General features: G+C 65.4%; 11 protein-coding genes and 1 tRNA gene. 8 read left to right on the plus strand and 4 right to left on the minus strand.

Annotated features, from left to right (window positions below; translation table 11 throughout):
• Positions 1-165: 165 nt before the first annotated feature.
• Positions 166-238, plus strand: a tRNA-Arg gene (locus RND64_RS08100).
• A gap of 50 nt (positions 239-288) precedes the next feature.
• Here the strand turns inward: RND64_RS08100 and RND64_RS08105 are convergent.
• On the minus strand, positions 289-672 hold the full coding sequence (locus RND64_RS08105; protein WP_331436524.1) for a cupin domain-containing protein: 384 nt from the start codon (positions 670-672) through the stop codon (positions 289-291).
• 69 nt (positions 673-741) lie between these two features.
• On the opposite strand from RND64_RS08105, the gene RND64_RS08110 reads away from it, so the two are divergent.
• The 7 genes from RND64_RS08110 to rho all read left to right on the plus strand — a co-directional run bounded on the left by RND64_RS08110 (position 742) and on the right by rho (position 10,649).
• Positions 742-1,635 (plus strand): class II glutamine amidotransferase, encoded by an 894-nt coding sequence (locus RND64_RS08110; protein WP_331436525.1) that lies wholly within the window; start codon positions 742-744, stop codon positions 1,633-1,635.
• A gap of 82 nt (positions 1,636-1,717) precedes the next feature.
• Positions 1,718-3,370: an arginine--tRNA ligase gene (gene argS / locus RND64_RS08115; RefSeq protein WP_331436526.1), complete on the plus strand. Its 1,653-nt coding sequence runs from the start codon at positions 1,718-1,720 to the stop codon at positions 3,368-3,370.
• Complete coding sequence (lysA, locus tag RND64_RS08120) at positions 3,367-4,785, plus strand: diaminopimelate decarboxylase (RefSeq protein ID WP_331436527.1); 1,419 nt, start codon at positions 3,367-3,369, stop codon at positions 4,783-4,785. The genes argS and lysA overlap by 4 nt, the downstream gene beginning before the upstream one ends.
• A gap of 78 nt (positions 4,786-4,863) precedes the next feature.
• Positions 4,864-6,171: a homoserine dehydrogenase gene (locus RND64_RS08125; RefSeq protein WP_331436528.1), complete on the plus strand. Its 1,308-nt coding sequence runs from the start codon at positions 4,864-4,866 to the stop codon at positions 6,169-6,171.
• Positions 6,164-7,258: a threonine synthase gene (thrC, locus tag RND64_RS08130; RefSeq protein WP_005205757.1), complete on the plus strand. Its 1,095-nt coding sequence runs from the start codon at positions 6,164-6,166 to the stop codon at positions 7,256-7,258. Before RND64_RS08125 ends, thrC begins: the two co-directional genes overlap by 8 nt.
• A 16-nt stretch (positions 7,259-7,274) precedes the next feature.
• Entirely contained in the window at positions 7,275-8,213 is a 939-nt protein-coding gene (gene thrB, locus RND64_RS08135; protein ID WP_331436529.1) for a homoserine kinase, read from the plus strand.
• Between the two features lie 399 nt (positions 8,214-8,612).
• Positions 8,613-10,649, plus strand: coding sequence for a transcription termination factor Rho (gene rho / locus RND64_RS08140; protein WP_331436530.1), 2,037 nt, complete (start codon positions 8,613-8,615; stop codon positions 10,647-10,649).
• A gap of 49 nt (positions 10,650-10,698) precedes the next feature.
• Here rho and RND64_RS08145 read toward each other — a convergent pair whose 3' ends face one another.
• The 3 genes from RND64_RS08145 to RND64_RS08155 form a co-directional block, all read right to left on the minus strand.
• Positions 10,699-11,229: a CGNR zinc finger domain-containing protein gene (locus RND64_RS08145; protein ID WP_331436531.1), complete on the minus strand. Its 531-nt coding sequence runs from the start codon at positions 11,227-11,229 to the stop codon at positions 10,699-10,701.
• 194 nt (positions 11,230-11,423) lie between these two features.
• A complete protein-coding gene (locus RND64_RS08150; RefSeq protein ID WP_331436532.1) occupies positions 11,424-12,413 on the minus strand; it encodes a heme transporter in 990 nt (329 codons plus the stop codon).
• A 35-nt stretch (positions 12,414-12,448) separates the two neighbouring features.
• Positions 12,449-14,299: a sulfite reductase subunit alpha gene (locus tag RND64_RS08155; RefSeq protein ID WP_331436533.1), complete on the minus strand. Its 1,851-nt coding sequence runs from the start codon at positions 14,297-14,299 to the stop codon at positions 12,449-12,451.
• Position 14,300 lies beyond the last annotated feature (1 nt).

Raw genomic sequence — 14,300 nt, forward strand, 5'->3', positions numbered from 1 at the left:
TGGGCGCTGCAGCACCCACATCCTTCGATACGACACACATCTGGAGCGCTCCGCCCCCACGTCAGCCGGCCATCCCAGCACCGACGGTCCGCCACGGTTCTGACACGCGTACCGACCGGGTTGGGATCTGTTGTCGCCGTGGGTTAGGCTTGCTGCGCCCGATGAGCCCCCGTAGCTCAGGGGATAGAGCGTCTGCCTCCGGAGCAGAAGGCCGCAGGTTCGAATCCTGCCGGGGGCACAGTTATATTCTTCAGGCCTCCCGTCGTGGGCATCGCTCCCCGGACAGGCCTAGCCCTCAGCCTTCGCCACGAAGCCCGACGCCGCGTCGTCGGCGAGGCCGACGTACAGGCGCCGCCACGGATCGTCGCCGATCAGCTCCCACTGGTGACCGCTGCCGTCGGTGTCCTCGGCAACAAGTACGACGCCGGGTTCGAGCCGAAAGCGCTCGCCGTCGCGGGTGATGAAGTCGAGGACTCCAGCAAGTGTGATCACGTACTGCCGCCGCGGGGCGGTGTGCCAGGCGAGCGACCCGCCCTCCGCTGTCTCCTGAAAAGCCGCCGTGGTCGTCGCCGTCTCGGACGACCGCAATGTGCCGGCGTCGAGAGAGATCGTGCCGTACTCGACGTGGGAGCGGCCGTCGTCGTCGTTGAAGAGTCGAATCGCCGAGATCATGCCATGAACTCTACGAGCTCGTCGCCGTGATTCCCGCGCGCAACGGCGCACCCTGTTAGCGTCGAAACCATGTGCCGCTGGCTTGCCTACGCTGGTTCTCCCATTCGTATCGAAGACCTTCTCACCAGGCCATCTCATTCGCTGGTCGATCAGAGCTTCGAGGCGCGGCAGCTGTACCTTCCCGGGGCGCCGATGACGTCGATGTTCCGCAACCACGCGTGGCCGACCAACGGCGACGGATTCGGTGTCGGATGGTGGGGTGATCGCAGCTTCCCGGGTCAATACCGCGATGTACGGCCCGCATGGAGTGACGCAAATCTGCATCGGCTGGCCGAACAGGTCTCCTCGCCGATGTTCCTCGCCCACGTCCGGGCTGCGCTGGGAGGCACGATCGATCGAGCAAACTGTCACCCATTCCAGTACGGGCGGTGGCTGTTTCAGTACAACGGCGAAATCGGCGACTTCTTCCGGCTCAAGCGCGACCTGACCCTCGACGTGGCGCCCGAGCTGTATCCGTTCATCGAGGGCAACGCCGACACCGAACTGTGCTTCTACCTCGCGTTGACCTACGGACTCGACACCGATCCCAAGGGTGCGTTGGCGCGCCTGGTCGGGCGTGTGGAGCAGGCGCGCACCGACAACGGCGTCGACGCCCCGTTCAGTGCCACGATCTGCGCCGCCAACGGCGAGGAGATCTACGCGGTGCGCTATTCGAGCAATCGGGCGTCGAATTCGCTCTATCACTCGGTGGGCACGATGCGATTGACCGCCGGCGACCGCGGGGGAGACATCGAACTCCCCGCTGACGGGCGCATCGTGGTGTCCGAACCATTGGAACTCGAGTACCGCGATACCAAGTGGGTCGAGATTCCGGAGTGGTCGATCGTGACCGTTCGTTCGGGGGTTGAACCCACGATCGAACCCTTCACACCGACCGTGCTCCCTCACGAGCACGCCTCCTAGGTGCTTTCGGCTACCCGTACACCGACGTCACCTACCAGGGGCGTTGTCGCCCGAAGAATGCAGGCCAATAGGATGGTGACCTGTGACTCCCGCCGACCTCGCTGCATTGCTGAGTGCCGTGACCCGGACCGTCGTGTCCGACCACGGACTCGACGCTTCTCTGGTGCCCGACTCCGTGGTCGTCGAGCGCCCGCGCCTCGCTGATCACGGCGACTACTCGACCAACGTCGCACTCCAGCTCGGCAAGAAGCTCGGCGTCAACCCGCGTGAGCTCGCCGGCTGGCTCGCCGACGCCTTCTCCGCGGCTGACGGAATCGACAAAGCCGAGGTCGCGGGCCCGGGATTCGTCAACATCTGGCTCGCAGCGGCAGCACAGAACAGCGTGATCGAGACCGTCCTCACCGACACCGTCGACTACGGCAGGGGCGACGAGTTCTCCGACAAGACCATCAACCTCGAGTTCGTCTCCGCCAACCCGACCGGCCCCATCCACCTCGGTGGCACCCGCTGGGCCGCCGTGGGCGACGCGCTCGGACGAGTGCTGGCCGCACGCGGTGCGAAGGTCACCCGCGAGTACTACTTCAACGACCACGGCTCGCAGATCGACAAGTTCGCACGCTCGCTCGAAGCGTCGGCACTCGGTGAGCCGACGCCCGAGGACGGTTACGCGGGCGAGTACATCGTCGAGATCGCGAATCAGGTCGTCGAGGCGGTACCGGGCGTACTCGAGCAGCCGCAGGAGCAGCGTCGCGAGACCTTCCGCTCGGTGGGCGTCGAGCTGATGTTCGACCACATCAAGTCGAGCCTGCACGAGTTCGGAACCGACTTCGACGTGTTCACCCACGAGAACTCGATGTTCACCTCGGGCCTCGTGGAGGAGTGCATTGCCGAGCTGCGCGCAAACGGAAACCTCTACGAATCCGACGGCGCGTGGTGGCTGCGCACAACGAACTTCGGCGACGACAAGGATCGCGTCGTCATCAAGAGTGACGGCGAGGCCGCCTACATCGCGGGCGACATCGCCTACTACCGCGACAAGCGCAACCGCGGTTTCAACCTGTGCATGTACATGCTCGGCGCCGACCACCACGGCTACATCAAGCGACTCAAGGCTGCGGCCGCCTCACTCGGTGACGACCCCGACACCGTCGAGGTACTCATCGGCCAGATGGTCAACCTCGTCCGCGACGGCAAGCCCGTGCGGATGAGCAAGCGTGCCGGCACCGTGATCACGCTCGACGATCTCGTCGACGCGGTCGGAGTCGACGCCGCGCGCTACGCACTCATCCGCTCGTCGATCGACGTCAACATCGACATCGACCTCGACCTGCTGGCCAAGCAGTCCAATGACAACCCTGTGTACTACGTGCAGTACGCACACGCGCGGTTGTCGGCGATCGCTCGCAACGCCGACGAACTGGGCCTCAAGCCCCGGCTCGAACACCTCGACCTGCTCGACTCCGACACCGAGGGCGATCTGATCCGCACGATCGGCGACTTCGACGAGGTGGTGGCCACGGCGGCGCAACTGCGTGAGCCGCACCGCATTTCGCGCTACCTGGAGTCGCTCGCGGGTGCCTACCACCGGTTCTACGCCCACAATCGGGTGCTGCCACAGGGCGATGAGGAACCCGGTGACATCCACGGCGCGCGGCTTGCGCTGTGTGCGGCGACCCGTCAGGTGCTGCGCAACGGGCTCGATCTCATCGGCGTCAGCGCTCCGGAGCGGATGTGAACGCGCATCCGGCGGGACCGCGCCACGCCGAGACGCAAGCGGCACCGCAGTTGGCCCAGCAGCCGAACGACCCGGCCGCGGTGGCGCAGATACCGGCAAATGTGTTCCCCCGCAATGCTGTTCGTGCCGAGTCCGGTGAGCTGACCATCGCGGGCGTCGGTGTAGGCGAGCTGGCCGAGACATTCGGCACCCCGCTGTTCGTGCTCGACGAGGATGATTTTCGCTCCCGCTGCCGCGACATGATGACCGCGTTCGGGCCCTACGGACGTGTGCACTACGCGTCGAAGGCGTTCCTGTGCAGCGAGGTTGCGCGCTGGGTTGACCAGGAAGGTCTGTCACTCGACGTCTGTTCCGGTGGTGAGCTCGCGATCGCCCTTCACGCGGGCTTCCCGGCCGAGCGAATCGCCTTGCACGGCAACAACAAGAGCCTCGACGAACTCGACGCGGCACTCGAGGCCGGTGTCGGTCACATCGTGTTGGACTCGATGATGGAGATCGAGCGCCTCGACCGCTTGGCGGGCGAGCGCGGTGTCGTCGCCGACGTACTGATTCGCGTGACCGTCGGCGTGGAGGCGCACACGCACGAGTTCATCGCCACGGCGCACGAGGATCAGAAGTTCGGATTCGCGCTGTCGGGCGGCGTCGCGATGGAAGCGGTTCGACGCGTCTTCGCCACCGACAACCTGCGACTGGTGGGGCTGCACAGCCACATCGGCTCCCAGATCTTCGACATGGACGGTTTCGAGCTCGCGGCACATCGGGTGCTCGGATTGCTGCACGACGTCGTCGACGAGTTCGGTGTCGACAAGACATCGCAGATGTCGATCGTTGATCTCGGTGGGGGACTGGGTATTTCGTACCTTCCCGACGAACGTCCGCTGCCCATCGCCGACGTCGCCGAGACACTCGCCGCCATCGTCCGCCGCGAATCGGAAGCGGTTGGCCTGCCGATGCCGACCATCGCCGTCGAACCCGGTCGCGCGATCGCGGGGCCGGGCACCATCACGCTCTACCGCGTCGGGACCATCAAAGACGTCGAACTCGGCGGCGGGTCGGTGCGTCGCTACGTGTCGGTCGACGGCGGCATGAGCGACAACATCCGAACTGTGCTGTATCAGGCCGAGTACGACGTGCGGCTGGTCTCGCGAGTGTCCGCCGCCGACGCGGTGGTCAGCCGCGTCGTCGGAAAGCATTGTGAGAGTGGCGACATCGTCATCAAGGACTGCTGGCTACCCGGCGACCTCGAACCCGGCGATCTGATCGCCGTCGCGGCGACCGGTGCGTACTGCTATTCGATGTCGAGCCGATACAACATGGCGATGCGGCCGGCCGTGGTCGCGGTGGCCGACGGTACGGCGAGGGTGATTCTTCGCCGCGAGACACTCGACGACTATCTGCGGCTGGAGGTGAGCTGAATGAGCAACGGTGCAGGACAAGAAGAATCAGCAGGACGAGACAACTCGGTAGGGCAAGACCAATCGGCGGGACGAGACATGACAGCGCAGGACAAGACGATCGGCGTCGCGGTCCTCGGTATGGGCAACGTGGGTTCCGAGGTCGTGCGGATCATCGAGGACAACGCCGCCGATCTTCGCGCTCGGGTCGGTGCGCCCGTCGAATTGCGCGGCGTCGCGGTGCGTGATCTGACCCGGCCGCGCAAGATCGCCCAGGAACTGATCACCGACGACCCCGCGGCACTCGTGGCACGCGACGATGTCGACATCGTCGTCGAACTCATGGGCGGAATCGACCCCGCACGCGAATTGATCCGCACCGCACTGCAATCGGGCAAGTCTGTGGTGACGGCCAACAAGGCGCTGCTCGCCGAGTACACGGGCGAACTCGCCACCGCGGCCGCCGACGCGAAAGTGGATCTGTACTTCGAGGCGGCCGTCGCCGGGGCGATTCCGGTGGTGCGTCCGCTGATGCAGTCTCTCGCGGGCGACACCGTCGAGCGAGTCGCCGGAATCGTCAACGGCACCACCAACTTCATCCTCTCGGAAATGGCCGAGACCGGTGCCGACTACGCCAAAACCCTCGCAGAGGCAGGACGTCTGGGTTACGCCGAGGCCGATCCGACGGCCGACGTCGAGGGTTACGACGCGGCAGCCAAGGCCGCGATCCTCGCGTCGATCGCGTTCCACACTCGTGTGACGGCGGCCGATGTCTACCGCGAGGGCATCACCAACGTGACGCCCGACGACCTGGTTGCGGCGAAGAAGTTCGACTGCACGGTCAAACTTCTCTCGATCTGTGAGCGTGTGCGGGGTGACGATGGTGCGCAGCGTGTGTCGGCGCGTGTCTACCCGGCGCTGATCCCGTTGTCGCACCCGCTCGCAACGGTCAACGGGGCGTTCAACGCGGTCGTGGTCGAGGCAGAGAACGCGGGAAGGCTCATGTTCTACGGGCAGGGTGCCGGCGGTTCGCCGACGGCATCGGCGGTGCTCGGCGACATGGTGATGGCCGCGCGAAACAAGGTGCACGGTGGTCGCGGACCACTCGAATCGACCTACGCGTCGTTGCCGATTGCGTCGATCGATGAAGTGCCCACCCGCTACTACGTCTCCATGCGAGTCGCCGACAAGCCCGGTGTACTCTCGCAGGTCGCCAACGAATTCTCGAAGCGATCGGTGAGTATCGCCGCAGTCCGTCAGGAAGGCGCGGGCGACGACGCCCGGCTGATCGTCGTCACACACCGCGCACCCGATCGAGCTCAGTCGGAATGCGTTGCAGCACTTGAGGACATGGACTCCGTGACCACGGTTTCCAGCGTTCTGCGATTGGAAGGAACCGATGACTGACGCGACCAACGCACCCGCGCACGCGCCTGTGCACGCAGGCTGGCCGGGGCTGATCGAGGCCTATCGTTCACGACTGCCCGTCGGCGACGACTGGAAGGTCGTGACCCTCCTCGAGGGTGCGACGCCGCTGGTACCGGCGCCATACCTGTCGGAGCTGACCGGCTGCGAGGTGTACCTCAAGGTCGAGGGCCTCAACCCGACGGGCTCGTTCAAGGACCGCGGCATGACCATGGCCGTGAGCAACGCGGTCAACAACGGTAAGACCGCGGTTCTGTGCGCGTCGACGGGCAATACGTCGGCGTCGGCGGCTGCCTACGCCACCCGCGCCGGTATCACCTGCGCCGTGCTGATTCCCGAAGGAAAGATCGCGATGGGCAAGCTCGCCCAGGCGGTCATGAGCGGGGCCAAGATCATCCAGGTGCAGGGCAACTTCGACGACTGTCTCGAACTCGCTCGCAAGGCCACCGCGGAGTTCACCGAGATCGAGCTGGTCAACTCGGTCAATCCGGCGCGTATCGAGGGGCAGAAGACCGCGGCATTCGAGATCGTCGACGTCCTCGGTCGCGCGCCCGACGTGCACGTGCTCCCGGTGGGCAACGCGGGCAACATCACCGCGTACTGGAAGGGCTATCGCGAGTACCACGCCGACGGCATCAGCGATCTTCCGCGCATGCTCGGCGTGCAGGCTGCCGGTGCTGCTCCGCTGGTCAACGGCGCGCCGGTGAAAGATCCCGAGACCATCGCCACCGCGATCCGCATCGGGTCGCCCGCAAGCTGGAATCAGGCCGTCGCGGCCAAGGAGGAGTCGGGCGGCCAATTCCGCGCAGCCACCGACGAGAAGCTGCTCGAGGCGTATCGCCTCGTGGCGGGCAAAGAAGGCGTCTTCGTCGAGCCCGCGTCCGCTGCCAGCGTGGCGGGCCTGCTCGCGGCCCACGCCGACGGCTGGATCACTCCGGGCCAGACGGTTGTGTGCACCGTGACCGGAAACGGACTCAAGGACCCCGACACCGCGCTCCTCGGCATGCCGGAAGTCGAGGCGATTCCCGTCGATCCCGTGGCAGTTGCCGATGCACTCGGCGTCGCCTGAAGCTGGGACGCGACGAATGGTCAGCCCGGATACGGTGTATAGGCAACTGCCGGAAGGTCTTTCGACCAAGGTGCGCGTGCCTGCGTCGAGTGCGAACCTCGGACCGGGGTTCGACTCGCTCGGCATCGCGCTCGGCCTCTACGACGAGGTCGTCGCGTCGACGACACCCGCGGGCATCGACGTCGACGTCGTGGGTGAGGCAGCCGACGACGTTCCGCGTGATGCCAACCATCTCGTCGTCCGCGCGCTCCTCGCAGGGCTCGCGCACGCGGGGGTTTCGGCCGCTGGGCTGCACCTGAAGACGGTCAATGCCATCCCGCATTCGCGCGGCCTCGGATCGTCGGCCTCGGCCGCGGTCTCAGGACTCGCCGCAGCGTCGGGACTCGTCGTCGCCGCAGGCCTCGGCGACCCCATCTCCGACGCCGACCTCGTGCAACTGGCCAGTGCCTTCGAGGGTCACCCCGACAACGCCGCGGCAAGCGTGCTGGGGTCCGCGGTTGTGACCTGGATCGAACCCGGTGAGCATGCCCACTATGGCGCGCGGCGGCTCGATGTCCACCCCGCGATCCGAGCGACAGCCTTCGTTCCGTCGACCGAGTCGTCGACGTCGTTCACCCGTGGGCTGCTGCCAGACGACGTCCCGCGTACCGACGCGATCTTCAATGTCAGTCGCGCAGCGCTCGCCGTCGTAGCCCTGACGTCCGATCCGAGTTGTCTGTTTGCAGCAACCGACGACCGGTTGCATCAGCCCTATCGCGCGGCCGCCATGCCCGAGACGGCGCGACTCGTCGCGGCCCTCCGCGCGCGGGGATACGCGGCGACAGTCTCCGGGGCAGGCCCGAGCGTGCTGGTCCTCGACACGCGATCGGTCGATTCGACGACCCGCGAACTGGCAGGCGAACAGGGCTTTCGCGTGCAGCAACTCGAGATTGCCGGCGGCGTCCAGATCGGCTGAATCTCCTCATGCGGATTCGGCGTGTTGCCGGTACCATGCCTGGGGGGTTATCATAAACTGGTCTAGCCGCGCAGGCTCGTTCCGCCGTGCTTCTCACCGATCTCTGATCAACATCCGGTCGGCTCCCGGGTGTGCACATGAGCAGTCACCGATCTGGGGCATCGCGCAATCCGCGAGTCGGCACTTCTTGTCGAGAGCAGATTCTTGTCGAGAGCACAGCAGTTCAGGAGTGACATACCGCAGCCGGACCACAATCTTGTCCGCCCGTCCACCACGGACGGCGGTCATTTCCTCTGAAGGTTGACGACGCGTCGAGCCGATCGAGCGGCGTCGGACACCTCAGTAGGCGACATCACGACCTCATGCAGCATCTGACTGCGGAGGAACGAAAGGACATCCGTGACTGATACGGACCTGATCACCGCGCCAAGCGTCGCCGACGACCAAGGCGCACCCAAGACCAAGCCGCGCGCAGGCCTCTCCGGCATGGTGCTGACCGAACTCCGTTCACTCGCAGGTGAGCTGGGCATCAAGGGCACGTCCGGAATGCGCAAGGGCGATCTGATCGCCGCCATCAAGGAGCGCCAGGGCGCAGGATCACCTGCCGCCGACACCCAGAAGGCAACCGCACCCAAGGCCGAGGCTGTTGCCGGTGAGGCTCCCAAGGCGGTCCGCAGCGCGACCCGCCGCACGAAGACCGCGACATCTGCCGAGGCTGCGCCGGAGCAGATGACGATCACCTCCGAGACCACTGCGAGCCCGCAGTCGGAGAAGTCTGCCGACAGTACTCCTGCCAGCAGTGGCTATGCCGACGGTGCTGCTACCGACTCGGCGAACGGCGCGTCGGTGGAGTCGAGCGCGCAGAGCACTCGGACCGACATCGACCAGTCGAACAATCACCGCGGTGACAACGACCGTGGTGGCAACGGGCGGGGCGACAGCGACCGCGGTGACAACGACCGTGGTGGCAACGGGCGCGGCGAGTCCGACCACGCGTCGAACCAGGGCGGCGGCAACAATCGCAACCGCACCCGCAACCGTAACGGTGGGCAGGGCGGTTCGAACTCGAACGGCTCGAACTCGGCTCAGCAGGGCGGAAGCAACCAAAGCAGCGAGGGCGGCCAGAACAGCGGCAAGAACCAGGGCCCCAACAACAATCGCGACAACAACAATCGCGACGACGATGGCGAAGGTGGTCGCGGACGCCGCGGTCGTCGCTTCCGTGAACGTCGCCGTGGACGTGACCGTGACGGATCGGGTGGCGGCGAGCCGCAGATCTCCGAAGACGACGTGTTGCAGCCTGTCGCAGGCATTCTCGACGTTCTCGACAACTACGCATTCGTGCGGACCTCGGGCTACCTCGCCGGTCCCAACGACGTGTACGTCTCGATGAATCTCGTTCGCAAGAACGGTTTGCGTCGTGGCGACGCGATCACCGGTGCCGTGAAGGTGCCGCGTGATGGCGAGCAGCAGAACCAGCGACAGAAGTTCAATCCGTTGGTGCGCCTCGACTCGGTCAACGGGTCAGACGTCGAATCCGCCCGTAAGCGACCGGATTTCAACAAGCTGACACCGCTGTACCCGAACCAGCGACTGCGTCTCGAGACGGCCAAAGAGCAACTCGACACCCGCGTCATCGACCTCATCATGCCGATCGGTAAGGGGCAGCGCGCACTCATCGTGTCGCCTCCGAAGGCAGGCAAGACGACGATACTGCAGGACATCGCCAACGCGATCGCCATCAACAACCCCGAATGTCACCTCATGGTGGTCCTCGTCGACGAGCGACCCGAAGAGGTCACCGACATGCAGCGGTCGGTCAAGGGCGAGGTCATCGCCTCGACGTTCGATCGTCCGCCGTCAGACCACACGTCGGTCTCGGAGCTCGCGATCGAGCGCGCCAAGCGCCTCGTCGAGCAGGGCAAAGACGTCGTGGTGCTACTCGACTCCATCACCCGCCTCGGCCGCGCGTACAACAATGCGTCGCCCGCATCGGGACGCATCCTGTCCGGTGGTGTCGACTCGACGGCGCTCTACCCGCCGAAGCGATTCCTCGGCGCTGCTCGCAACATCGAGAACGGCGGATCGCTGACGATCATCGCATCCGCACTGGTCGAGACCGGTTCGACCGGCGACACGGTGATCTTCGAGGAGTTCAAGGGCACCAGTAACGCCGAGCTCAAGCTCGACCGCAAGATCGCCGATCGTCGTGTGTTCCCGGCTGTCGACGTCAACCAGTCGAGTACCCGTAAGGACGAGCTGCTGATGTCGCCCGAGGAGTTCGCCATCATGCACAAGCTTCGTCGCGTGCTGAGCGGACTCGATTCGCAGCAGGCCATCGACCTGCTGATCAGCCAGCTCAAGAAGACCAAGAACAATTACGAGTTCTTGCTGCAGGTGCAGTCGAACGCCCCCGGCGCCATGAAGGACGACTGACACAGCAGACGACTGACGCAGCAGGACGACTGACACAGGACGACTGACGCTAGCTTGCAGCGGCCTGTGCGGCGCGGTGGCGTCGCACGGCTGCGCGGTTGGCGCAGGCCGGTGAGCAGTAGCGCTGCCGCCCGTTGCGTGAGGTGTCGGCGAAGACATGGGTGCATTCGGCGAGTTCGCATGCACCCATGCGATCGATCCCGCGTCCGGTGAGGTGCAGTGCCGTTGCCGCAGAGATCAACACACAGATCTGCTGCCAGCCCGCGACGTTGTCGTCGCGGAAGTGTAGATGCCACCCGGTCTTCGCATGGTTGGTGAGTCGGGGAGACGCGGCGTGCTGCAACAGCAGGTCGTTCAACAGGTCAGCGCGCGTCTGCTCGTCGGTCGCGCGCGCGACATCCCGCCAGAGTTCGAGGTATTCGAGGGTCTTGCGCAGGTCGTCGGGACCGATGTCGTCGGCGTCGAATACGAAACCGGCTGCACGGCATCGGGTGACGAGTTCGTCTGCATCCCTCGGAGGGCTATTGGCCAAGTCGACGGCCAGCCCGACGGCATCCCGCCCGTAATGGTTGAAATGCATAATGCCATTACATCACAGTGGAAGCATGTCACTCACGCATCTCGACCACGCACACCACTGGACCGCTCAGTCACGCCACCTCACCTCGACGGGTGTGGTTGTCTACCAACGGTGTTCGTGCGGAGCTCTTCGCGTCGTCGAACATGACCTCACGGCAACGCAATCGGCAGCCGAACACGTCGTCGGACCTGATCTCAGGCGGCCAGTTCGGTCATCAGGTGATCCCACGCGTCGAACATCGCGGCGGGTACCGCGCCGGTCTGCGTGATCACCATCCCGCATCGCGCGTGGCGGTCGTAGATCTCGATGGACCCGGTCGGACCCCACACACCCTGTGACCAGGTCACCCAGCACTCGGTGACGAGATTGAAGTTGATCATCGCCCGTCCGCGCCCGGATGCCAGCAGCATCTGTCCCTCGTGTTCGCGTGCGCCGTCGAGCTGATCGTGGTGTAGCTGGACACAACCGGGTGCCGTCGCGGCCATGGTCAGTTCCACACCGTGCAGCGCCGCATGCTCGAGCGCAGCGATGGCCTGACGAGAGTCGATGCGTGCGAAGCCTTCTCGCGCCGGCATCGAGGCGAGACGTGAGACTCCGCCGTCGACGAGGATGCTGTCGAGCTGCGCGACCTGATCGTCGAGCGCGTCGTCGCAACAGACGATGACCTCCGGCGCCTCGTTCGCGATATCGGCGTCGGGCGGGCCGTCGGACGAGAACGTGTCGGCAGACAATCCGATGGCCTCGAATGCCAATCTGTCCGACGCCTCCGTCAGATAGGTTGCGTGAGCGGTGTTTCCGTCGGCGTCGAACAGTCGGAGCATGGGCGGCGCCTGCGCTGCGGGTTCGCTGACGAGTGCGGAGCCGAGACGATCGGGGTGCAGACGCAGCGACACCCGGCCGGGGCGACAGCGAATCGGCCCGCCCATGATCGTCGGGGTCTCGTGGACACCGACGTCGTTGAGGATGACAGGTCCGGCAACGGTCACGCCGACGATCTGATCGAGCAGTGGTAGATGTCCTCCGAGTGCAGAGGCGTTGCCGCGCAGCAGATGTCCGGAGAACTGCGGATCTGCGAGCAACGCGTCGAGGTCGCTGGTGTGCGTTGCCCTGCTGCAGCGACACGCGCCCTCGCGTGCGCAGCGTCGCGTTGTCGGTTGCTCGGGATCCGGCGGGTTGGCTGGCATCGTTGCCATCCTTTCAACTGCTGATCGGGGTGAGGTCAGTAGACGTCACGCATGTACCGCTTGTCCTTTTTGAGCTGTGACACCGCATCCTGCGCTGCGGAGGCACTGTGCCCGCCGTGCTCGGCGATGATCTCGTGCAACGCATCGTCGACGTCGCGCGCCATTCGAGTCGCATCGCCGCACACATACAGGTACGCGCCGTCGTCGAGCCAGCGGAAGAGTTCGGCTCCGCGAGCGCGCATCCTGTCCTGCACATAGACCTTGTGTTCCTGATCGCGTGAGAACGCGAGGTCGAGACGGTTGAGCAGCCCGTCGGACACGAACTGATCGATCTCGTCGCGGTAGATGTGATCGCACGTTTCGTGTTGGTCGCCGAAGAACAGCCAGTTGTCTCCCGTCGCACCGCGTTCGGCTCGCTCGTGGAGGAATGCACGAAACGGAGCGATGCCGGTACCGGGTCCGACCATCACGACCTTCGCGTCGTCGGATGGCAGCCGGAACGACTTGTTGGGTGTCACGAACACACCGATCGTCTCGTCGTCGGCGATCCTGTCTGCGAGGTGCGTCGAGCACACCCCTCCGCGGTCGCGCTCGCCGGAACGGTAGCGGACCGTCGCCATCGTCAGGTGGACGGTTCCTGCGTGTGCGCGAGGACTCGACGAGATCGAATAGACGCGGTGGGCGAGCGGCTGCAACTCCGCGAGGAGTTCGTCGGGGGTGATGGTCAGCGATTCGTCGACGTTGAGGAGGTCGAGCACGTCCTTGCCCCACAGCCACGCGTCGAGCGCTTCGCGGTCGCCGGTGGAGGCGAGGTGTGTGAGTTCGGCATCGCCGCTGCGGGCCGCGATGTAGTCGACCAGATACTTTGAGGCAGTCGCGATCTCATAGCGGTGCAGCAGTGCCTCGCGCAGCGGACGTTGCTCCTTGCGATCGACGACCGGTGTCTGCGGCGAGACGCCGAGCCTGTCGATGATGCGGTCGACGAGCGCGGGGTCGTTGCGCGGCACGACGCTCAGCCCGTCGCCGGGCTCGTAGGTGATGCCGCTGTCGCCCAACGAGATCACCAGGTGCCGAACTTCTTTGGCCGAACCGGGGCCGGAGAGAACGGTGTTGGCGATCACCGTCGCCGGGTACGGATTCTTGCGACCCCACGTCGACTTGCGTTGTCGCGCAGGCTTACCGGCCTTCTCGGTGACGCCCTTGCGGGTCTCGGAGGCCTCGACTGTCGCCGCGGGAGCGGGCGCCTCGTCCGCAAGCTCGGAGCCCGTCTGCTGCGGTGTGGCCGCGGCAAACAGAGGTAGAGCCCGTGCGAGCCACTCGTCGGCCGTCTGCTGATAGTCGACATCGCAGTCGACACGTTCGACGACCCGTGTCGCCCCCAGTTCCGCGAGCCGTGCGTCGACGTTCTTACCCGCCTGACAGAAGCCGTCATAGATCGAATCCCCGAGCGCGAGGACGCCGAATGTCAGTCCGTCGAGTCGACCGACCTCCGGTGCCGCGAGTGCCTGCCAGAAGTCCTCGGCGTCGTCCGGCATGTCGCCCTCACCGTAGGTCGACGTGACGACGAGCAGCCGCGTCGTCGTGCCGAGTGCGGCGAGATCGAGGTCGGCGAGGTCGCAGACCCGTGCGTCGATGCCGATCTCTGCGGCCTTCGCCTTCGCCTTCTCGGCGAGCATCTCCGCGTTTCCGGTCTGGGTGCCGTAGGCGATGAGCAAGGGTTGCGACACGTCGGCCGTACTCGATTCGGCCGACGTGTGTCCGACGCCGGGCGCGGACTCAGGCTGCGGCATCGTCATTCTCGTATTCAGGCCTGCGAGGAATCCTGCGAGCCATGCCTTCTGGTCGCCCGTGAAGGGAACATCGGTGGGAATGTAGGGCAATTGCATG

Source organism: Gordonia sp. w5E2, from assembly GCF_036540975.1.
In the GTDB taxonomy this organism is placed as follows: Bacteria; Actinomycetota; Actinomycetes; order Mycobacteriales; family Mycobacteriaceae; genus Gordonia; species Gordonia jacobaea.